Genomic DNA, 23,987 nt, shown 5'->3' on the forward strand with positions numbered 1-23,987 from the left:
CAAATTATTAGGAGGAATTAATTAATGTCTAAATATTTAGTGTTTGGTCATAAAAATCCCGACACCGATACGGTTGCATCAGCAATCGCAATGAGTTTCTTTTTAGAACGTACAGGTTACGATGCAGAACCTGTTATTTTAGGGTCAGTCAACGAAGAAACAGCTTTTGCTTTGGATTCATTCAATGTCGAAGCACCACGTATTGTGGAAACAGTTGCAAATGAAGTAGAGCGTGTCGCATTAGTTGACCACAATGAGCCACAACAATCTGTTGCCGATTTAGAATCTGTAACGGTTGATTATGTTGTCGATCACCACCGTATTGCTGGTTTTGAAACAGCTCAACCATTGTATTATCGTGCAGAACCAATTGGATGTACAGCAACTATTTTATTTAAAATGTTTAAAGAAAATGAAATTGATATTCCAAGTTCAATTGCTGGTTTAATGCTTTCAGCGATTATTTCAGATACATTATTATTCAAATCACCAACATGTACTAAGCAAGATGAATTTGCGGCACGTGAATTAGCAAAATATGCTGAAGTTGATATTGAAGAATATGGTCTAGCATTATTAAAAGCAGGTACTAATTTATCAACGAAATCTGTTGAAGAATTATTAAATTTAGATGCTAAAACATTTGAAATGAATGGTCGTAAAGTCCGTATCGCACAAGTAAATGCGATTGGCTTTGCTGAAATGAAAGAACGTAAAGAATCTTTATTAGAGGCTATGGAACTTGCGAATACAAGTGAACAATATGATTTATTCTTATTAATTGTGACAGATGTTTTAGAAAGCAATTCATTTGCATTAGTTGCAGGTGAAGATTTAAAAGCAGTAAAACGTGCATTTGATACAATTATTACGAATCAAGAATTTGAACTTCCAGGTGTTGTATCTCGTAAAAAACAAGTAGTACCACAATTAACTGAAAGTTACGAAGCATTATAATAATACTAAGGGGCTGTAAGGAAATTACAGTCCTTTTGTTGTAAATTAGAATTTATCTTTATTAATAGAATAAGTGACTAAATCAATTTTAATTAATTTATTTAAGAATAAGTTTAAGTTTATTAGTGGTGTTGAGTGTAATATTGGATGTTAATCATTTTATTTAGTAGAAAGAAAAATTTATTAGGTAAAATCATTATTGCATTCTTCTGCGTATAACAATTTATAATATGTATTATGTAAACTCATAAGAATAAAAGTAACAGCTTTTAACTTATTTTACACTGCTCGTTTATCGTATTTCAAACAAACTTACCATTTTTACATTGATAGCCTTATTAAGAGATTTTTGCTACATACAAAATGCTTAATAAGGCTATTTTTAATACATATTCTCTTTAAACTAAATCAAATAAAAGCTTGTACTTATCTATAATATCTTTAAGTTCAGCTTTATCTAGTGATTCTTCAACCTTTGTAACTCTACGGGCTTTTAAATCAAGTGCAATCGTCTGGTCAAGCATTACCTTTCCTTTGATTACCTTTGTACTTGCTAGTGTGTGATATGTTGGATAATTCCGTTCTGTAGTTGAAATAGGTGCAACGATAGTTAAACCACCAAATTGAGCTACTAAATCATGACTAAGTGCAATGGCTGGACGTCGATGTTTCTGTTCATGTCCCATACTTGGATTAAAGTCTACGTAGAAAATATCTCCTTGTGAAATTACCATGAGATTTCGTTCCCTTCAGCTTGTCCCCAGTCTAGTTCTTGAGAACGGTAACCGTCATCTTCCCAACCAGAAAATAATTCATGAATACTTGTTGGTTTTTGAATTTCTGGTGTCAAAACAATTGACTGGTCTTTTACCGAAACTAAAAATTTTTGATTGACATCGATGTTTAGCTTCTTTAAGACATTTGCCGGTATTCTGGTCGCTTTCGAGTTTCCCCATTGTGATAGTGTTGTGTATTCTTTGATTACTTGTTCCATAATAATACCTCCGTAAAAAAAGTATATCTTTAGTATATCCTTGTGTCAAGTGATACAAGGATATACTAAAGAATATTCAATAACATAAATCGTTAAATTTATTTGGGGCAACTTTCCCCCTAACACAAACAGGGGCAGCACACTATGCCAACCCTATGTGATACTATACGTCCAAGTATCCTTTATAAGAATCCGTATCTAAGATACGTCGTGCATTTTCAACTCGTTCAGCAGTTGGTGGTTCAATCCCCTCTAAACGATATTTAATGCCTAATACTTCATACTTATAAACCCCTAGCTTATGATATGGTAAAATTTCAAATTTCAAGACATTTTTAAGTGTTTTTACAAATGCACCTAAACGAATTAAGTATTCATCATAATCGGTACGCTCTGGCACTAATACGTGACGAATCCAAACATTTTGACCAATATCCGATAAATATTGTGCCATATCTAAAATATTATCATTTGGGTGTCCTGTTAGCTTGCGATGACCTTCGCTATCGATATGTTTTAAGTCAAACAATAGCAAATCAGTATATTTCATTAATTCTTGGAAACGGCTAAAGAAAGGCTCTTTACGTGTAAATGGTGCTCCACAAGTATCCAATGTCGTGTTAACCCCATTTGCTTTACAAATTTTGAAGTATTCAATTAGAAAATCAATCTGTAATAATGGTTCGCCACCACTAACAGTTACCCCACCTTTATCGCCCCAAAAAGCACGATATTGAATGGCAGTATCAAACAATTCCTGTGGTGTATAGGGTTTTCCACCTTGAGTATTCCATGTATCTGGGTTGTGGCAAAATTCGCATCGCATACGACACCCTTGCATAAAACTAATAAATCGAATACCAGGGCCGTCGACAGAACCAAAACTTTCGGTAGAATGCACATAACCAATTACTGGTGCAGCTACTTCTGTCATTATAATTCCCCCTCTTATATTAAAAATTTTTTAACGCTTTCATATATGTTAATTATAACACATTATAGCACTGCATCAAGCAATAATTAGCAAAATATAACAGAAATTTATATCTGTTATAGTCAAAATAAATACTCCTACAAGTCTAAGGCATGATAACCTTGTTCTTGTAGGAGTATAATTTATAATTTTTTCTCCATTATCCAATCAATATCTATTTGGTCCCCAGCTGGAAAAGCATGTTCACTAATTTTTACAAATCCTTCGCTTTGGTAAAACGCTTGTGCACCAAAGTTTTTCTCCCAAACTCCTAACCAAATTGAATTTTTCTGTAATTCATTCGCTCTGTTATAGGCTATATCTAGTAACTGTTTACCGATACCTTTGCGTTTGAACGCTTGACGGACATAAATACGTTGAATTTCTAACGCATCTTCCCCCATTGCCTCGGTTTGAGCAGTTGCCCAATTGATTTTTAAATAGGCTGCCAATTCATCTTCATAAAATGCTAAATAGATTTCAGAATTGTTATCATTTAACTCAGACTCAAGCTGTTTCAAATCATATGCCTCTTGAATGTACTGTGACATATTCGGCTCTAAAATACTTTCAGCAAATGTATCACGAAAGGTTTCAGCAGCAATTGACTGTAAACTTAACAAATCATCATGTTGACATAAACGAATTTCTAACATCTTATACCTCGCTAGTCAATTCGATGAATGCGTCAATTTCTTTTTCATATTCAGCTAAAGCTGTTGCCCAAAATTCTTTTGTTGTGACATCTACACCCATTTTTTTAGCCGTTTCTTCGACCGTTGAAACGGTTGTTGCACGTAACATTTCTTGATATTTTTCAACAAATCCGTCTGGTTCTTGCATATAAAGTGCGTATAATCCTTTTGAGAATAATCCACCAAATGCATATGGGAAATTATAGAAACTTAAATGTGGATAGTAATAATGTCCTTTACATAACCACATATAAGGATGCTTAACTTCTGGGTCTAAGCCGTCACCATACGCTTTTTCTTGTGCATCTAACATTAATGCCTCTAAGTCTTTAGAGAATAAGAACTTCTCTTTACGTTGCTCAAATAAAGCTGATTCGAATAAATAACGTGAATAAATATCGACAATAATTTGTGTTGTATCTTGTAATGATGATTCAATTAAAGCGATTTTTTCTTCGTTGTTAGATTGTGCAATCGCAGTATTCATCACAATATTTTCATTGAAAGTTGACGCTGTTTCAGCCACTGGCATTGTGTAAGAACGGTTTAATACTAAATGATCTTCGATATGTAAACCATGATAAGCATGCCCTAACTCATGTGCCATTGTTACAACATTACGCAATGTACCGTCAAAGTTCATTAAAATGCGTGATTGTTTTAAAAATGGCAAGTTCATACAGAATGCACCCCCTACTTTACCTTTGCGAGGGAACATATCAACGTATTGCTTATCATAAATTTCTTGGGTTAACTCAGCCAAATCAGGTGAAAATTTTGAGAAAATGTCGACTAAATAATCACGAGATTCTTCAACAGTAAATTTGCGTGATGCAGTTTTGCCGATTGGGGCAAATAAATCATAAAATGGTAAGCCATTTTGATGCCCTAATAATGATGCTTTATGTTTTAAATAGCGTCTAAAAGCTGGTAAGGCATCTTCAATTGCTCCCATTAAAGCATCTAATGTTGCTTTTGACATGCGTGATGCGTCAAGCGTAATATCAATCGCACTGTCATAGCCACGCAAGCGAGCAATATCATTGAATTGTGATTTTATATTATTGATAGCAAATGCTACTGGCTCTTTTACAGTCTGATACATTTCTAATTCTGTTTCATACGCACGTTTACGCACATCTGCATCATCTGAATAAGCTAAATTACGAATATCACTTAAGGTGACGGTTTTATCATCAAAAGTTCCCTCTACTGTTGACGTTAAGAAACTATGCAATTGATTCCATGCATCTCCAGCACTTAAATTCATTGTTGAAATGACTTCTTCAACTTCGTCTGATAATAAATGACTGGCTACTTGATGTAATTCTTCAAAATAGAATGAATATTGACTCAAATGCTCGTCTTGTGAAATATCGGTTTTAATATTTCCTAAAAAGCGATTAATTTTCGCTGAAATTTTGGCATTTTCAGACACTAATTTACTTAACTTGGCAAGTGCCGTCAAACTCGGCTCATGCGTTGTATTAGTTGATAATTGCAAATTAGAATAAGCTGATAAACGATAAGATAAATTTGCAATGGTTTCGTTTAATTCAACTACTTGTTTAATCGTTGGTAATGTATCGACTAATTCAATTTCATTCAATTTTGCATAGCTATTACGTAAAGTTTCAAAATCTGCTTGATAAGCAGAGCTTTCATAAGATTCATATAATTCTGTTAATAACCATTCATGGCTCATATAATCACTCCTTATTCTGGTTCGTTCGGGTTGGCTTGACATCCACTTCGCAAATCGCTTGGAGCGCTGACGCACTCCGGCACTTTTTGCTCCAGTGATTCAAGCCAGACCACCCTTACTCACACTATATTTTAATCAATCAGTTAGACTAACTACCGATTTTTATATTTTCACATTATTTTCTCATTATACCCTATTTTTAATCTTTTTGAAATTAAAAACAATTAACCTATTGTTCAAATTGATACAACTCATCGTAAGTGTAAACTTCATCAAAATCCAGTAAGACAAGACTGGCAGAAACGACAGGTTTGCCTGTCGCTACGGTCAAGGCTTTAGTATATAAACTAATTTGGAATTTATATTTTTCAACAATTGTTGCGATTTGTTCGGTACGTGTTTGCGTGCCATAAGGACGGTAGCGGTCTGTTTTATAGTCAAGTAGCACAATGCCCTTCTCTGTTTCATAATAGGTATCAATGACCCCATGAATAAGTAATTGATTATCGGCTAATTGATGTATCGTTTCATCAGTTAATTGAGCTTTAAATAGCCAATGAGCCGGTAGTAAATAAGAAAATGCTTGCTCTCTTTTGACAGATGCAGTATATTTAACTAATGCTTGTCCTGCATCGGACGCTAGAAAACGAGCAATTTTATCCAATTGAATCATCTTACGCTGCTCGTCCGATAACAAATCTTCGGACACCATTCGTTCTAATTCACTCTGCACCCACTCCACTAAGGGTTCGCTAATTGATGAAAAGTTTAAATGCTGCATAACAAAGTGAGTTAATGTACCGATTTCAGCGTAAGACATAACTTTTTCTTGCATAAAGCGTGGCGGCTCAAAAGTGTCTTGTGTGTATCGAATACTTTGAATTTTGTGAGCAGACGAGTCTTCGACTGATTTCGCTGTGACTTTTGTGATACTACGGTCTTCAAAATGGCTCAATTGCTGATGACTTGGTTCTTCATACATACGTTTTAATTCGGACACCGACTGATAGCTTGATGTATTACTAGCTAAACGATACGCATATTGTGGATTAGCTAATTCATCCATTAAGGTTAATAATGGAGAATCTACTGTTCCTTCTGATGAAATGTTCTCTATTGCTTGCAAGGTGTGTTCTAACCACTGATTTGTATCAAGACTTGTTTGCTGTGTAGTCATTCTACGGCGTCTTTCTTCAATTAATGCAGTCGCAAAAAATTTAGTTGTTACTTGATCAATCTTAAATTGTGCGACTTGTTTTTCTAATGTATCTGACACAGCCAATGCTTGTCGAATCCAGTCTAACCAACTTCTCGCTTGTTGACGCTCTTGTAATGCAATTTGTTTTTGCTGCGTTGACGTTAATTCTCGTGTTAAATCAGTTTGCTCTTGCCATGTTACTTGATTTTTAATACTACCTACTAAAATTAACTGTTGTTCACATCGGGTTAAAGCAACGTATAATTTTCGCATCTCTTCTGCTTTTAGTAGCAATGATTTTTCAACTTTCATGGCTGCTTTCACCAATGACGGATAACGCAATAATTGTTCATAGTCATATAAATCTGTTCCTAAACCAAAATGTTTTGACAGTAGATAACGTTTCTGATTAACGTCTTGCATATTAAACGACTTATTCAAATTCATCAAATAGACGACTGGAAACTCCAAGCCCTTGCTCGCATGGACGGTCATCATGCGAACAAAATTTTGGTCATCTGACAATAAGACCGGTTCAGCCAAATCTTGTTGATGTTGCGTCACTTCTTCAATGTAGCGAACGAAACCAAATACGCCTTTAAAGGACGATTGCTCAAAATTAGCAGCATATTCATATAAGGCATGTAAATTCGCTTGACGCTGCTTACCATTAGATAAGCCACCGACATAATCTAAAAAGTAAGTTTCTTGATAAATTAACCAAATTAATTCAACTAAACGACGTTCATTTGCTTGATTTTGCCAATGGGTCAATTTTTTAAAGAAATCTTGCAAACTTTGGCTAATTTCATTTTCTTGCATACTAAGATAGTGAATACACGCATCATAGTAGCTGCCATTTTTCTGTTCAATGCGTATTTTACTCAATGCTTCATCATCTAATCCGACAAAGAATGAGCGTAATATTGCCACTAATGGTAAATCTTGTCTTGGATTATCGATTAATTTTAATAAAGCTAACATCAGCTGCACTTCTTGCCGTTGAAAATAAGTATCTACTTTCTGAGCATTGATTGGTATTTGATACTGTTGAAATGCTTGTTGTACGGCTAAAAATGGCCCACGTGTTGACGTCAATAGCACAATATCACGAAATTCCAACGGGCGTTCTACCTTTAATTGTTTGTCATAAATCATCGTGCCACGCTCTATTTTGCCTAAAATATCTTGGGCGATTAAATGTGCCTGTGCTTCTACGGACGCATCAAATGGATTATCTGCATCGTCTTCAGTCAAATCTTCCTCGTCGCTATCTTTTTCATGCAATAATAATTCAATATTAAAATCAGCATGGGGAGCTTCAGGTATAAAAGACCAGTTACCAGTTTTGAGTGCTTCTTTTTCGGCATAAGGCATTTCACCAAATTGTTCATCCATTAGTCGTTCAAAGATGAAATTGGTAAATTGTAAGACTTCATCACGTGAACGATAATTTTTATCGAGTACAATTAATTCACCACCATTATGATTTTGATAATGGCGATATTTTTCCATAAATAGACTCGGTTCTGCCATACGAAAACCATAAATCGATTGCTTAACATCCCCTACCATGAATAAGTTACCTAATAAATCATCACGATGCTCATGTGATAACCATGCTAAAATCGTTGCCTGAATCTCGTTAATGTCTTGATACTCATCTACTAGTACTTCTTTAAAAAGTTCTTGATAATAGCTTGCAGCAATACTTGCCTCACGACGTTTAGTAGATTCATTATAGGGTGCTAAAATATCAAGGGTTAAATGTTCCAAATCATTATAGTCAATTAAGTTTTTTGAGCGTTTATGATGCGTTAATTGATTTTTAAACAGACGAGTTAACTTCCCTAATTGTTCAATAATAGGAGCAATTTTTTGTTCTGTTTCAGTATAGTGAGCATAATCTAAGCGAATAATACCACTCAATTGTTTAACAACTCGTTCTTTAGCTTGGTCACGCAATGATTTAATGCTATCGATTAATTCGCCCTCTTCAGTTTTACGTGGTTTTGTTGGCCATTTTTTAAATTCAATTACACCAATCGCGTGACTGAGTACATCTAATTGACCTTGATAAATTGCTTCGAGTAATTGAGCAACTTGATTTTGTTCCTGTGATAATGTGGCAACATATTTTTGTTGAATCTCATCACTAGCACCTTGTAGTTGATTGAGTGCCGTTTCCAATAATTGATAAGCTGTCTGTGCTGATGATTCCAAAGATGGTTTTAAATGTTTGGCATATAAATCAGATTTACCAAAATGTTCAAAGTCTAAGCTATTATTCGCTAAATTTTCTAACCAAATCATCGGTTCTGGGTGTGAAGATGAAAAATGATGTAAATCAAGCACTAATTGATATAAGCCCTTATCATCACGTGGATTCGAGTAACGACGCATTAAATCACGTAGTATTTCAGGTGATAAATCGTTAACTTTTCCAGTTAAAATATCACTTAATACTTGCTCCCATACTTCTTGGTACATCAATTGTTTTTGGGTTTCGTCCGTTAACAGTGAAAAGCTAGGATTGAAGTCAATCAGATAGAAAAATTGTTGAATGACTTGCAAGCAAAAACTATGCAGCGTTCGGATATGAGCCAACGGTAATTTTTGAATTTGATTTAATAACAAGCGTTGTGTTTCTGGCTGCAAGCCGTCTTTAATCGCTTCTTTTAACTTCGATTCCATTCGTTCTTTCATTTCATTCGCAGCCGATTCGGTAAAGGTCACGACTAGCAATTCATCAATCTCGGCATATTGCTTTTTAATATGGGTCAAAATACGCTCAATTAAGACCGTTGTTTTTCCAGAACCAGCTGAGGCTGCAACGAGTAGATTAGATCCTGTTTGTTGAATGGCTTGCCATTGTTCATCGTTAAAGGTACTATTTAACGGTTTTGGTTCAATCATTTTTTGTTGCCTCCTCTTCTTCTAATAAAGATAATACTTCTTTTGATTTAATATTACGATGACGATATAAGTGATAATGTTCTGTTGCATCAAATCCTGAAATTACTCGATATTGTGGCTGTAAAGCTGTCGTATAAGGATAGTCTTTGTATGGGACTAGCTGTATTTCGCCAGATTGCATCGCTTCAGCCGCTTGAATAAAGCGTTGATTGGTCATTTTAAGTAATCGTGCTAAATTATCATGGTCGATATAGACACTAGAACTCGAATAATTACCATTTTTTAGCTTACTAACTGGATAAATCAGACTATTCTTGTTATCAGAAAAAGCTGGCTCAATAGTCGCTAATTCATCAGGTGCTACGGTCACAAATCCTTTGAGGACATGCTCTTTTAATAAATATTCCGATGTCATTAAGTCATTCTCTGATAATAATTCTCGAGTAGCCTCTTGATACTGATGAATTAATGGCTGATAAAATGCTCCAACTGGAGTGAAATCAGCATAATTTTTTAATGCCACATTTAAGTAAGTTAAGATTTGCAAGTCTAATCCATAATATGCATCGCTCAAATCAAATTGTTTTTGTCCAGATTTGTAATCAATAACTTGTAATTTTTGCTGCGTAGGCACTATATCAATACGGTCAATTTTTCCGGTAATATATAATTTCCCACCATTTTTTAATGGATATTCAAATCCAGATAAGGAATCTTTAACACCAAAGATTGCCTCTGTTTGAAGCGTTTGAACTTGTGTTAATTGCTGTTGCCGTTGACTAAATTGAAGAAAATGCCATAATTGTTGATTCAATTGCAAACGAATTGCTTGCATTCGTGGGTGACTATCAAATAAATTAAATCGCCATTCCTGATTGATTGCTTGTAAGGCTTTATCTAAATAGTGTTGCAATGACTCTTTAGAAACTTCCGCGAGTTTTTGTTGGTCATCAATGAGTGAACGCATGACATAATCGAGAATAGAGTGAAAATAATCCCCTGTTTTCGCAGCATCCATAGTATATTGTTCTCGCTCTTTTAAACGTAATCCATAAACTAAATAATGACTAAATGGGTCCTGATAATATTGTTCGATTTTCGATACTGATGCGATAATATTACGACTGAATAATTGAATCGCAGTTTCTGCTGATAAATTCGTTGGCAATGCGTGAAAACGAAACAATTGCTTAATTAAATTATTCCATTGTTGCTTTTTAGCAATCGGTTGTTCCAATAAATAATGAACTAAATGTAATTGTGCCTTTGTCAATGCTTGACTTTGCTGGTAAGACGTTCGCATAAGTGCTAATACAGGTGACAATTGCATGGCAGCCTGACCGATTTGATTAGTATGGATTCTTTCTTGTTGGAATAATGGATGTTCTTCTTCATTAAATACTTCAAGCGGTTGTCGAATGACTTTACGCACACTATCTAATAAATGTGATAAAACACGTCCTTGACCATTAACCGTTGCAGCGTAAGAAAGATACAGTTGTTCAGTCGCATTTAATAAGAGCTGTTGTGTAATCAATAATTCCATTCGGTTGCGATTAACCGAAAAATCTTGAATTGATTGATATGGCAATAAGCGTTCTTGAATAGTAATACGATTTTCCTGTGTTAATAAGGAATCTGATTGAACATATCGTGGTAAAGTTAAATCGTCCATACCAATAGCAAAACAAATTTTAGCTGGTCTAACTCGTGGACTATCCAAACTCGTAATGGTCACTTGATCCATTGTCGGTGGAATAATATGATACGTTGCTTGTGTCAATCCAGTAGTCAATAACTCACTGAACAAGATAAAATCAATTACTTTGTCACCATAGAGTAAATGAAATTCATCTAAAGTATTCATTAATACTTGCCACACTTGTTCTAAGCGTTGAGAAGTTTCAATATGCCCTGTTTCAATTGCATTATCTCGCATCATCATTAATTGTTGTTTGATACCACTATGCTCTAATAATTGATAAAACCAACTACTTGCCTCTGTTCCATTGTTCTCTCGTTTCCATGTCTGAAGTGGTCGATAGAAAACTTCAATGAGCCACTGACGCCATTGCTTTATTAATGAACCAATAGATTGTTTATGAATAACACCATGATAATCTTGATACGGCTCATCTTGTTGTGGAAATTGCCATTTAAACTGCTCATCATAGAAACGATAACCGAAAAATCCATTTGCTAGTAAAATGTTTTCCAATAAACCTTTTTGGTGACGGACTTCTTCAATTGCAGCTTCTTTTAGCCATGGAGGTAATAATAAATCAGATTTTACAACTAACATCAAATCTTGATACTGCCAACGATATAAATGCAAACGAAAATAAGATTCTACCCATAAAACAAAAGGATGTTGCGACATACTTGCTTCGTGGTCATAAAAATAAGGTATTTGATTCATGTCAAAATAAGGCCCAACAATTTGCTGATAACGATCCATATCACGAGCGACTACTAAAATATCTTGATAACGATAGCCCTCTTTTGTCACCAAATAGTGAATTTGATTGCTGATATGTCGAATTTCATTTTGAATGGAGTCGAATTGCCAAAAATGATGCGTATGAGTAGTTGGACTCGGTTCATTGTGCCCGACGCCCATTAGAGATTGTGCGTCTTTAAACCATTTTGCCACTTCACGAATAGCTGGCGCATAGTCATATTCTGGCTGATGAATGTCCCAGTCTGGCATGATGTCAAATTGAAACAGGTTACCCAATTGATGTAAATACTGATAAGTTGCTTTTGGTACTGCAACAACAGGGTGCCAATCTAATTGCATTGCTTCATGATGAGTCAATGGCAACGTAATCCATACTTTATCAAATGCACGAATAAAATCAACGATTACACGATATTGTTGCGAATTAAAGAAATAATGGTGGTCAATGACTAAGTAATGATTCTCCAACTGTTCGTGCTCTTTAAAAAATTGCTCTAATTGATTAAAGGATTGATAGTTACCAATCTTTTGGGTATCAAGTTGCTCGCAAAATTTTTGATAGAGTAAACGCAACTCCCACAGCCGTTGATTTTCCATTTCTCCAGCCTTAAATTCACCCATTTTTACTGATTCATCTAATAAAGACTCCGGCGTGATATTACCTTGCAGTAACTCCTCAAATAATACTCGTAACTTCTCAACAAAACCTTGATGACGATGCTGTCCTTTATAGACAATTAATTGCTCTTTTTCTTGCTCTAATACTTGACGAATTAACATTGAAATCCCAATTTGTGATAGATTTTCTTGTTGTTTTCCTTGTTGTTGTAGTAGAAACCAGTTTAATCGTGTGAAACTGACGACTTGAATGTCCAATGTCGCTGCTTCTTGTGTTTTAAAATAGTCTTGCATTGCTGACAAAAGTGTCGTTTCCATGTCAAATTTAATATGTTCTGGAACTAGATAAAAAATCTTTGCACTGGGATTTTCGGCTTTAAGCGATAATAATTTTTCGATAATTGCTTTTTTCTTATTAACAAATAAATTACCTGTGATGATTTGAAGTGCCATTTTACTCCCCCTTTTCCGACTTAGTTCGGACTGTATGATATTTTGCAATCATAATCAATAATATTTTACCAAAATTAAGACTGATTGACGAATAGAAGTTGAGAAATTGAATGACAAAAAACCAACAGCATGATAACTGTTGGCTCTTAATATGACTAAATGTGCTGTAAAATACGTTCTCACTCACACTATGTAATTACTTTGTTTTTCTTAAATATCCGAATACATATGCGGATACAAATGCTCCGATTAAGATAAATAGGATATATAAAATAGGATTACTTGTTAAGGCAATTACGAAGATACCACCGTGTGGTGCCATTAATTTAATGCCTGCTAATCCGACTAATGCTCCTGCAATAGCTGAACCTAGCATAAAGCTTGGAATCGCACGTGCTGGGTCAGCAGCAGCATAAGGAATCGCTCCCTCAGTGATAAATGATAATCCCATAATAATGTTTGTTAAACCAGAATTACGTTCTTCTTCAGTAAATTTATCTTTAAATAATAATGTCGCAATAAAGACTGCGATTGGTGGAACCATACCACCTGCCATAACGGCTGCCATGACAATTGAACCACCGTCAGCCACTGTTGCAGCTAAAGTACCTGTACCAAAAACATAGGCTGCTTTGTTAACAGGTCCACCCATGTCCACTGCCATCATACCACCTAATACTAAGCCCATTAAAATAGCTGAGCCACCAGATAATCCTTCTAAGAAATTATTTAATCCAGTATTGATAATAGCCATTGGCGTATTGATAAATAACATTGCTAAACCAGTAAATAATGTTCCTAATAATGGTAACAATAGAATTGAACGAATACCTTCTAATGAACGTGGCATACCTGCTAATAATTTGCGTAATACTAAGATGACACCACCGGCAACAAAACCACCGACTAATGCACCTAAGAAACCAGATGATACAGACGCTGCCACGTCACCAGTTGCTGCTCCGTATGAAATACTACTATAAGTTAAACCACTACTAGCGATTGCTCCAGCTACAAATCCGGCTACTAAACCTGGTTTTTCAGCAATTGAAAAAGCAATAAAACCAGCTAAGATTGGTAACATAAAGCCAAAAGCTGCTTGACCAATGCTCATAAATGTAGCAGCAATTTGATTGTATGAACCTAAACTACCTAATTTATCCGTTGGAACACCTAATAAGTTATCCAATAGGAATGCAATAGCAATTAAAATACCACCACCGATAACGAATGGTAACATTTGAGATACTCCACTCATTAAGTGCTTATAGAATTTTCCACCTAAACTTGTTGTATCTTGACTCGCTACTTGTTTAGAATCAGTTGTTGCCGTATAAGTTTCAGCTTTATCTTCTAAAATAATATTAATAAGTTCTTCTGTCTTTTTAATACCGTCAGCTACTGGACGAGATACTAAGGCTTTACCATTAAAACGTGGCATTTCAACTGCTTTATCAGCTGCAATAATAACCCCTTTAGCACGAGCAATATCAGCATCATTTAAACGATTACCTACACCAGACGCACCATTTGTTTCAACTTTAATGTCAACACCCATTGCAGCTGCTTGTTTTTTCAATGCTTCTTCTGCCATATAGGTATGAGCGATACCCGTTGTACATGCTGTAACAGCAACGATGAAAGGACGCTCGCTATTAGTTGTGTCAACACTTACTTCTTCCACTATTTCTTCTGCCTTTTCAGCTTTTTCTGCTTCAGCATCAAAAGTCGCAATTACTTCTTCAGGTGTTGTCGCTTGTCTTAAACGGTCAGCAAAACCGTCTTTCATTAAATATTGTGATAATTCTGCTAAAGCTGCTAAATGAGTATCATTTGCTCCTTCTGGTGCAGCAATCATAAAGAATAAATCAGTTGGCTGTCCGTCTAGTGACTCATAATCTAAACCAGTTGCAGATTTTGCGAATAAAACAGTTGCTTCATTTACTGCAGTGTTTTTAGCATGTGGCATCGCAATTCCGTCACCTAAACCAGTTGTAGTAAGTGCTTCACGATTTAAAATACCGGTTCTAAAAGTTTCAAAATCACTTACATAACCTGTTTCAACTAATTTTGTTACCATTTCATCGATAACATCTGCTTTAGATGTCGATGTTAAATTTAAAATCATGGCATCTTTACGTAATACATCTTGGATTTTCATATTTTTTCTACCTCCACTTGTTGATATAATTGATTAATATAACTTGCATCTGCCAAATCTTCTGAAAATGCTGTTGCAGAGCCACAAGCAACACCCCATTTGAATGCCTCAAGTGCATCACCCGTTTTACTCATGATACCAGTAAAACCAGCTACCATTGAATCGCCTGCTCCAACAGAATTTTTTACTGTACATTTGATTGGTTTAGCAAAATAATTACCGTCTTTTGTAATCAATAATGCACCCTCGCCTGCCATGGATACAATCGCATGTTTGGCACCTTGTGCTAATAATTTTTCACCATAGCTCACGATTTCCTCGATTGAATTTAATTCCACTTGATAAATAGCAGCTAACTCATGATGATTTGGCTTGACTAATAATGGCTGATGTTGGAGTGAATCCACTAAGGTTTGCCCCTCGAAATCACACACGACTTCAGCACCATTTTGTTTCGCAATTGGAATAAGCTCTTGATAAATACGGTTTGTTAAATTAATCGGTGCAGAGCCAGCAAATACTACAATATCTTCTTTAGTCGTATTAGCTAAAATGGATTCTAATGCTTTTAATTGGTCATCAGAAATGGTTGGGCCGACACCATTAATTTCAGTTTCTTCATCTGATTTCAATTTTATATTAATACGTGAATCAGTTGACACCGATACAAATTGTGTTGCAACATCTTCATCAGCTAAGCTATCTAAGATAAATTGTCCCGTAAAACCACCAATAAATCCAGTTGCTTTAGTCGGTAAGTCCAAACGTTTCAAAATACGTGAAACATTGATACCTTTTCCACCAGGGTACTTAAATTCTGCTCCAATCCGATTGACAGCTCCCATTGTCAAAGAGTCCACTTTGACAATATAGTCGATTGACGGATTGAGTGTTACAGTATAAATCATACTTCAATCACCTCTATTCTTTCTTTTAATGATTGCACGAATGGCGACACCGATTTAGTTGTAATCAATGTCAAGTCTTCTACTTTACTGACATTAGCAAAAGTACGCCAGCCAAATTTTGATTCATCTGCTAAAATATAGACCTTTTCTCCATGTTGAATAATGGCTTGCTTAACTGCAGCTTCTTCAATATCCGGTGTGGTCAAATAATCAAGCGTCATCGCATTGACACCCATAAAGACTTTATCGAAATTATAAAGTTTTATCTGTTCCACTGCTGTATTGCCGATAGCAGCATCGGTACTTTGCTTAACAAAGCCACCAATCATACAGGTGCGTATACCTTTGGATAGTAATGTTTCAGCATGATGAATCGAATTTGTTACTACTGTAATTGTTTTATTGTCAATTAATTCAACTAACGCTTGCGTTGAAGTTCCAGGGTCAATAAAAATGACATCACCATTTTCAATCAACGACACTGCCTTTTCAGCAATGATTCGTTTTTCTTGAATGTTTTTGACTGATTTTTGTCGATTCGTTAATTCAGCTTGAAGTGGACGCAAACGTTCTGCTCCCCCATGCACACGGCGACATTCACCCTCATGTTCCAACTCATCTAAATCACGGCGAATTGTAGACTCCGAAGATTCCAATTCATGCACTAATGATTCAAGTGTCACAAAGGTTTGATTTTTCAGTTTTTCTATAATGATGCGTTTTCGCTCTTTTTTTAGCAAATAATCACCTCGCAATCTTACACTCTCATTATACCTAATCAAATAAATTAGGCAAGCATTATTTGTCATTTTCTTCCAAAAACTGTCATAAATTATAATGTTATTCAATTAATTTTGTCAAAAGATAAAAAAATACCACCATAGAGTAAAAACACTCCATGGTGGCAGTAAACTGCTTTATCCCCAAACTTCTTCAGCAATTTCATTGATTAGTTTAATTTTAGCCCATTGTTGTTCTTCTGATAACTTATTACCCTCTTCTGTTGATGCAAAACCACATTGTGGGCTTAAATGTAAGTTTTCTAATGGCACATATTGTGCTGCTTCTTTTATACGAGCAATAATAGTTTCCTTGTCTTCCAACTCACCAAATTTAGATGTAATTAAACCAAGGACAACTTTTTTACCGTCCGTTACTTTTGCTAAAGGTGTAAAGTCACCAGCACGGTCTGTATCGTACTCTAAGTAGTAACCATTGACATTTTCTTCACCAAACAATTTATCTGCCACTGAATCGTAACCACCTTGCGATACCCATGTTGAACGGAAATTACCACGACACACATGCGTATTAACTACTAAATCTTCAGGTAAATCGGTTAAAATGCCATTATTTAATGTAATCATGTCTGTCGCTAGAGCTGTTCGAATTTCATCATGTGTTTGAGTGTGTCCACCAGCTGCAGCAAATAATTCAATTAATTTATTGTCAATAATTGCACCCCAAGTACAGTCATCAATCTGTAAATTGCGTAAACCAGCGTCATATAAATCTTGAATGACTGTCTTATATGCTGCAATAATGTCTTTAAATAATGAATCTTTATCTTCATAAATAGAATAAGTTTGTGTTACATGTTCTTCATCATGAATTAATTCAAAATAAAATTGTGCTGGTGCCGGAATTGACTGACGAGCAACTGCTCTATCACCTACTACTTCTTTTAAGAATAGATAATCCTTAACGAATGGATGATTTTCACCAGAGATTTTAGCTACTACATCACAGCTATCTGCTTTCGTTACTTCATCGTGAAATTGTAATCCCTCTTTCGCCTGAGTATGCTCAACTCCATTTAAGCCCCAGAAGAAGTCTAAGTGCCAGTATGCACGACGGAACTCGCCGTCCGTTATACCTTTTAATCCAACCTCAATTTGCTTATCTACTAATTCTTTAATTAATTCATCTTCGACTTCACGTAAGGCTTCACGAGTTAGTTCACCTTTATTGAAAGCCTCTCTCGCTTTAACTAAACGTTCTGGACGTAAAAATGACCCGACATGGTCTACACGGAAAGGTGCAGTAGAATGGTTGTGACATTGACAATTTGTTGACATAAAAATATTCCTCCTAAAATGAAAACTATTATCTTTTCAGAACAATTGAACTATGTTGATTTTCATTATAGGAGAAATATAATTCGAACGCAATAGATAGGCTATTCTAGTTTTTTATGAATAAGTATAGTTACTACCTATTACGCTGTTGTGTTTAGCTTATCTGCTAAGTTTGATTAAGCACTCACTTGAATAAGCCAAAAAACACCACCATAGAGTTCAAATACTCCATGGTGGCATATTTATTGAATTATCCCCAAACTTCTTCGGCGATTTCGTTGATTAGTTTAATTTTAGCCCATTGTTGTTCTTCTGTTAAAATATTTCCTTCTTCAGTTGAGGCAAAACCACATTGTGGACTTAAGTATAAGTTTTCTAACGGCACGTATTGTGCTGCTTCTTTAATACGAGCGATAATCGTTTCCTTATCTTCTAATTCGCCGAATTTTGAAGTTAATAATCCAAGGACAACTTTTTTACCGTCCGTTACTTTTGCTAAAGGTGTAAAGTCACCAGCACGGTCTGTATCGTACTCTAAGTAGTAAGCATTAACATTTTCTTCTCCGAATAATGTATCAGCTACTGCATCATAGCCACCTTGTGACGCCCATGTTGAGTGGAAATTACCTCGACATACGTGTGTATTAACAACTAAATCTTCCGGTAAATCTGTTAAAATACCATTATTCAAAGTTAAGAAATCTGCTGCAAAATCTGCACGAACTTCTTCAGGGCTTTGTGTATGACCGCCAGCAGCTGCAAAGATGTCAATTAAATGATTGTCAACAATCGCACCCCAAGTACAGTCATCAATTTGTAAATTGCGTACGCCAGCTTCATATAATTCCTTAATCACTGTCTTATAAGCTGCAATAATATCGGCGAATAATGCTTCTTTACTTTCATAAACAGAGTAAACTTGTTCGATATGTTCTTCATCACGAATCAATTCAAAATAAAATTGTGCTGGAGCTGGAATAGTTTGACGTGCAACTGCTCTATCTCCTACCACTTCTTTTAAGAATAGAAAATCTTTTACAAATGGGTGATTCTCACCTGTAATTTTCCCAAAAACATCACAGCTATCTGCTTTAGTTGTTTCATCATGGAATTGATACCCAATTTTAGCTTGAGTATGTTCAACACCATTCAAACCCCAGAAAAAGTCTAAGTGCCAGTACGCACGGCGGAACTCTCCGTCTGTTACTCCTTTTAATCCAGCTTCAATTTGCTTATCTACTAATTCTTTGATTAATTCATCTTCAACTTCACGTAATGCTTCACGAGTTAGTTCACCTTTATTGAAAGTCTCTCTTGCTTTAACTAAACGTTCTGGACGTAAAAATGACCCGACATGGTCTACACGAAAAGGTGCAGTAGAATGGTTGTGACATTGACAATTTGTTGACATAAAAATATTCCCCCTAAAATGAAAACTATCATTTACTCAATACCTTTTCAAAAAAATTTATTTGAAAAAATTGAACTATGTGATGTTCATTATAGGAGAAATATAATTCGAAAGCAATAGATAGGCTATTCTAGTTTTTTATGAAGAAATATAACTTTTACCTATTACAATAAACCTTTTATTTTAATAAATCAAAAATTGATTCTAATAATCCTTTATCTGCTGTAGGTGATTGATGAGTTTGACCAGTCATCTGATTGAATACACCCTCTAACAAGCCACCTAATAAACCACCATTATGCGTTTCTTGCTCAACAGCTCGTTGCTCAGCTGCTGTTTGTTGACGAATTTGTTCTGGTGTTAATTGCTGGTTATTTTTTGCTTTAGCTAAATAATGAATTAATAATGGTGCTACTAAAACTAAGGTATTGCGAACTCCCTCTGGAGTTAAACCTAAGGTATCAGCAATTTTTTCAATAATCCCTTGTTGATTTGGGATTATATGGTCTAACATTTTAGAGCCGTCACTCATATCTACATTATTGACGTGTTCAGCAACCGTTGGATAGGACGGGTCATTCGCATGTTCTGTTAAAGCATTATCAAATGATTGTAAGCCCTCATCTGTTTGGGTATTATTATTGATTGCTTTTAAAATTAAAGGCAATGCCAAACTAATAATCGAATTAGCCTGTTGTGAGTTAATTCCGGCACGATTCGAGATTGCTTGAACATCGGATTCATTGCCTTGCGAGAATAACTCGATTAAACTACCTACATTTTCAAAAATTGACATAATATTGAACTCCTCATTATTTTGATAATTATATTATATCATATTTTCAGACATGATTATAATAATATGATTTATGGTTGAATAGACAAAAAATGTGGACTGGCAAAAAGATTAGGCATTTTAACAAATGGATTAAAGATAATACCCTTTTGCCAATCCAACTGTTTCTCGCTCACACTATTTGACTATCCCATAGTATGTTGCATTTTATGCATGTTTGCATAACGACCATTCAATTCCAATAAGGATTGATGTGTTCCTCGCTCCACAATTTCACCTTCGTGTAATACTAAAATTTGGTCAGCGTCACGAATAGTTGACAATCGGTGGGCGATAATAAAGGTAGTTCGCCCCTCTTTGACCACAGCCATAGCTTGTTGAATAATGGCTTCTGTTTCTGTATCAATATGTGAAGTCGCTTCATCTAGGATAAGAATCTTCGGATTGCTTGCTAATGTACGTGCAAAGGAAATTAATTGACGTTCACCACTTGAAAAAGCATTACCTTTTTCCACGACAGGCTCATAAATTCCTTTATCCAAACGTTTTAACAAATCGCCTGCTCCTACCTTATGTAAAGCATCAATAATCGTTTCTTCCGACATCGTTTCATCGTCCATTGCCACATTTGACGCAATCGTTCCAGTAAATAAATACGGATCTTGAAGAACAATTCCCATTGATTGACGCACACTTTCGCGATTATATTGTGCAACCGGTTGACCGTCGATACAAATATCACCTTGTTGAGGGTCATAAAATCGGAATAATAAATTAATCATTGAACTTTTACCAGAGCCTGTATGTCCTACTAATGCGACAGTTTGACCTGGTTTAGCAGTAAAATGAATATCTTTTAATACTGGACTCTTTTCATCATAGCCAAATGTCACATGATTGAACGTTACTTCACCATTTGATACAACTAATTGAGCATCTTGTTTTTCTTCTTGGGGTGAATCTAATAATTCCATAAGACGACGACCGGTGGTAAGTGAACGTTGTAATTGTGGAAACATCCGTACTAAGCCCCCCATATTATTAAACAGACGGTCAATATAATTAATATAGGTTAACAATAATCCTGCTGAAATTGTTAGATATCCACCTAAAAATTGATAACCAACATAAGTTAAAATCGCTAAAAATACTGTTCGCTTAAATACTTCGACTAGACTCCACGAAATAGTAGCATGAACTTTATTCATTTTGACATCTGCTTGGTACATTTGCTCTACAACATTATCAAAACGTTTAATCGTATCATCTTCTTGTTTAAATAATTGAATTATCGCACTACCAGTCATCATCTCATTAACATGCGTATTAACTTCACTTTGCATTTCATAATAAAGCGTCAATTGTTTATCAGTACGATAATGCCATAAGCGTTGCCAAACGTAAAATACTGGAAATAATACTAATAATGCCAAACCAATTTTATAGTTCAAAATAAAAATAATAGCATAAACACTTAGAATACTAACAACTGTCACTAAAATATTAGATAGTAAACTACCATAAAATTGTGAACGCAATGTTTCCGTATCGTTAACAATACGAGCAGAAATTTTTCCAGCAGGTTTATCATCAAAATAAGAAATCGGCAAATTTTGCATTGTTTGATACGCTTCATTACGTAAATGTTCAGCAATCCGATTAGCACAATGCACCAACATACGAACAGATACATAACCAACTAAACTCCCAATAATAGAAGTGCCCATATAAATGCTGAGCCACTTAAATAGCTCACCATAATCAAGTGGTGCCCCTTTTGTAGCTGGCGTTAAAATTTGGTCAATAATGTGCTGGACAAATAATGGAGCGACTTGTAGTGACCCTGTTGTTAATAAAAGTAAGGTTAAGCCTGCAATAAATAATGGTAAAACTATTTTTAAATAGCTTAATAATCTTATGACTAATTTCATGCGTCGCCCTCCTCTTGTGTTAGTTGTTTTTGATATTGTTCTGCATACCAACCATTTGATTGTTGTAATTGCGTCGGTGTTCCTTCTTCGACAATTTTCCCTTCATCTAATACAATCACCCAATCAGCATGACTGACTGCCGATAGACGGTGCGTCACAATAATCGTCATTTTTCCTTGTCGTAAGGCTTGAATATTTTCGATGATAATGCGTTCTGTTTTCGCATCAACTGCCGATAGCGAATCATCTAAAATTAAAATATTCGGGTCTTTAATCGCTGCTCGTGCAATGGAAATCCGTTGTTTTTGTCCACCGGAAATTGATACACCTTTTTCTCCTACCAATGTATCATAACCTTTTTCCATTCGCTCTAAATCCTGTGTAAAGGCTGCGACTGCAACAGCATAATCTAATTCTTTTTGCGATGCTTCACTTTTGCCTACACGAATATTTTCAGCAACCGTTCGTGAAAATAAAACATGTTCTTGAGGCACATAGCCGATTTGACGTTCGATTGAATCTCGACGATAGTCTTGAATTGGTACATCATTAATCAATATTTTTCCTTGTCCGACTGGATATTGTCTTAATAATTGACGGATAAAAGTAGTTTTTCCGCTTCCTGTTTTTCCGACAATTCCCAATGTTTGTCCTTTTTCAATCGTGACATTAATTTTCTCTAAACCTTGATATTCACTGCCAGCATATTGAAATTGGTAGTCACGAAATTCAATTTTTTCTGGGAAAGCAAGTATTTCCTTGCCGTTAGCTTCTAAATCATCGTCCGTTTCTAATAATTCATGTAATTTACCAAATGAAATAGCTGCTGTTTTATATATTAAAATAAAATCCGTTAACATCCACATTGGCTCTAGAAGTATCCATGAATACATTTGCAGTGCTACAACATCCCCTACGGATAATTGCCCTAATGAAATTGCATGTCCACCAAAGCCAAGAACTGTTGCTGCACTCAGTGCTAGTAAGACATTAGAAAATCGACCATACATCGCTTGATAAAACATAATTTGGTCAGCACGCTGACGTAATGATTGTGTTCTTTTAGCAAAACGAGCAGCACCTAAGGCTGAATTACCGTAAGCTCTCGTTACACGAATACCTTCAACTACTTCTAATACTTCATTACTCAAACTCGCAACGGCTTCACGGTTAGCGTCTACCATATCATCTTGTTTCCGACCAATAAAATCGACAATAATTCCTAAAATAATAATCGGTACCATACTGATGAGTGATATCCACCATGAAATAATAAACATTTGTGGAATAATGATAACGATTGTCCCAAACCCATAAAATAAACTCATCGTTCCATAACCGAGTAATTCAGATAAACTACTAATATCACTAGTAAAACGAGTCATCATATCTCCACTACGAAATTTATCGTAAAATGGGATACGCATAAAACTTAATTTTCGGAACAATGATTTTTTTAACTCTCTCTCATAAAATGCTTGAGATGAAAATAACCACTGCACCCAAAAATATCCAACAACATAAGCGATAAGTGTTGTTACAATTAAGATAACTAATTGTTGATATAAACTCTCCGCCGTCAAATGATTTGCTGCGATTTCATTGATAATACGTTGCGTCACACGTGTTGGAAAAACACTCATACCGTACTCGACCAACACACCAATTAAAACAGCAAAATAAATCCATTTCTTTTTCAGAATAAATTGCCATAATTCTTTAATCATATAAG

16 protein-coding genes are annotated in these 23,987 nt (G+C 35.3%); 1 reads left to right on the forward strand and 15 read right to left on the reverse strand.

Translation table 11 applies throughout. The features are described from left to right. Positions 1-24 precede the first annotated feature (24 nt). The gene (locus JDW14_04805) at positions 25-957 is read left to right on the forward strand and encodes a manganese-dependent inorganic pyrophosphatase (GenBank protein QQD66418.1); all 933 of its coding nucleotides are present in this window, start codon (positions 25-27) and stop codon (positions 955-957) included. A 398-nt stretch (positions 958-1,355) separates the two neighbouring features. Here the strand turns inward: JDW14_04805 and JDW14_04810 are convergent, their stop codons facing one another. From JDW14_04810 to JDW14_04880, 15 genes are all read right to left on the reverse strand, one after another. After that, entirely contained in the window at positions 1,356-1,691 is a 336-nt protein-coding gene (locus tag JDW14_04810; protein ID QQD66419.1) for a type II toxin-antitoxin system PemK/MazF family toxin, read from the reverse strand. After that, entirely contained in the window at positions 1,685-1,951 is a 267-nt protein-coding gene (locus JDW14_04815; GenBank protein ID QQD66420.1) for an AbrB/MazE/SpoVT family DNA-binding domain-containing protein, read from the reverse strand. The genes JDW14_04810 and JDW14_04815 overlap by 7 nt, the downstream gene beginning before the upstream one ends. A gap of 163 nt (positions 1,952-2,114) precedes the next feature. After that, the gene (pflA, locus tag JDW14_04820; GenBank protein QQD66421.1) at positions 2,115-2,885 is read right to left on the reverse strand and encodes a pyruvate formate lyase-activating protein; all 771 of its coding nucleotides are present in this window, start codon (positions 2,883-2,885) and stop codon (positions 2,115-2,117) included. 182 nt (positions 2,886-3,067) lie between these two features. After that, a complete protein-coding gene (locus tag JDW14_04825) occupies positions 3,068-3,580 on the reverse strand; it encodes a GNAT family N-acetyltransferase (GenBank protein ID QQD66422.1) in 513 nt (170 codons plus the stop codon). Between the two features lies 1 nt (position 3,581). After that, complete coding sequence (locus JDW14_04830; GenBank protein QQD66423.1) at positions 3,582-5,324, reverse strand: M3 family oligoendopeptidase; 1,743 nt, start codon at positions 5,322-5,324, stop codon at positions 3,582-3,584. A gap of 229 nt (positions 5,325-5,553) precedes the next feature. Beyond that, positions 5,554-9,438 (reverse strand): helicase-exonuclease AddAB subunit AddA, encoded by a 3,885-nt coding sequence (gene addA, locus JDW14_04835; GenBank protein QQD66424.1) that lies wholly within the window; start codon positions 9,436-9,438, stop codon positions 5,554-5,556. Continuing rightward, positions 9,431-12,970: a PD-(D/E)XK nuclease family protein gene (locus JDW14_04840; GenBank protein ID QQD66425.1), complete on the reverse strand. Its 3,540-nt coding sequence runs from the start codon at positions 12,968-12,970 to the stop codon at positions 9,431-9,433. The genes addA and JDW14_04840 overlap by 8 nt, the downstream gene beginning before the upstream one ends. Before the next feature lie 196 nt (positions 12,971-13,166). Further along, on the reverse strand, positions 13,167-15,131 hold the full coding sequence (locus JDW14_04845) for a PTS sugar transporter subunit IIA (protein QQD66426.1): 1,965 nt from the start codon (positions 15,129-15,131) through the stop codon (positions 13,167-13,169). Continuing rightward, the gene (gene pfkB, locus JDW14_04850) at positions 15,128-16,039 is read right to left on the reverse strand and encodes a 1-phosphofructokinase (protein QQD66427.1); all 912 of its coding nucleotides are present in this window, start codon (positions 16,037-16,039) and stop codon (positions 15,128-15,130) included. The genes JDW14_04845 and pfkB overlap by 4 nt, the downstream gene beginning before the upstream one ends. Further along, the gene (locus tag JDW14_04855) at positions 16,036-16,848 is read right to left on the reverse strand and encodes a DeoR/GlpR transcriptional regulator (GenBank protein QQD66428.1); all 813 of its coding nucleotides are present in this window, start codon (positions 16,846-16,848) and stop codon (positions 16,036-16,038) included. Before JDW14_04855 ends, pfkB begins: the two co-directional genes overlap by 4 nt. Before the next feature lie 108 nt (positions 16,849-16,956). Then, the gene (locus JDW14_04860) at positions 16,957-18,117 is read right to left on the reverse strand and encodes a 5-methyltetrahydropteroyltriglutamate--homocysteine S-methyltransferase (GenBank protein QQD66429.1); all 1,161 of its coding nucleotides are present in this window, start codon (positions 18,115-18,117) and stop codon (positions 16,957-16,959) included. Positions 18,118-18,367: 250 nt separating this feature from the next. Next, positions 18,368-19,528 (reverse strand): 5-methyltetrahydropteroyltriglutamate--homocysteine S-methyltransferase, encoded by a 1,161-nt coding sequence (locus JDW14_04865; GenBank protein QQD66430.1) that lies wholly within the window; start codon positions 19,526-19,528, stop codon positions 18,368-18,370. Positions 19,529-19,706: 178 nt separating this feature from the next. Continuing rightward, the gene (locus JDW14_04870; protein QQD66431.1) at positions 19,707-20,324 is read right to left on the reverse strand and encodes a DUF937 domain-containing protein; all 618 of its coding nucleotides are present in this window, start codon (positions 20,322-20,324) and stop codon (positions 19,707-19,709) included. A 185-nt stretch (positions 20,325-20,509) separates the two neighbouring features. After that, positions 20,510-22,255, reverse strand: coding sequence for an ABC transporter ATP-binding protein (locus JDW14_04875; GenBank protein QQD66432.1), 1,746 nt, complete (start codon positions 22,253-22,255; stop codon positions 20,510-20,512). Further along, positions 22,252-23,982, reverse strand: a complete 1,731-nt coding sequence (locus JDW14_04880; protein QQD66433.1) for an ABC transporter ATP-binding protein — start codon at positions 23,980-23,982, stop codon at positions 22,252-22,254. Before JDW14_04880 ends, JDW14_04875 begins: the two co-directional genes overlap by 4 nt. Positions 23,983-23,987: the final 5 nt, after the last annotated feature.

The sequence above is a fragment of the Aerococcaceae bacterium zg-252 genome (genome assembly GCA_016237705.1).
Taxonomy (GTDB): domain Bacteria; phylum Bacillota; class Bacilli; order Lactobacillales; family Aerococcaceae; genus Globicatella; species Globicatella yangjingiae.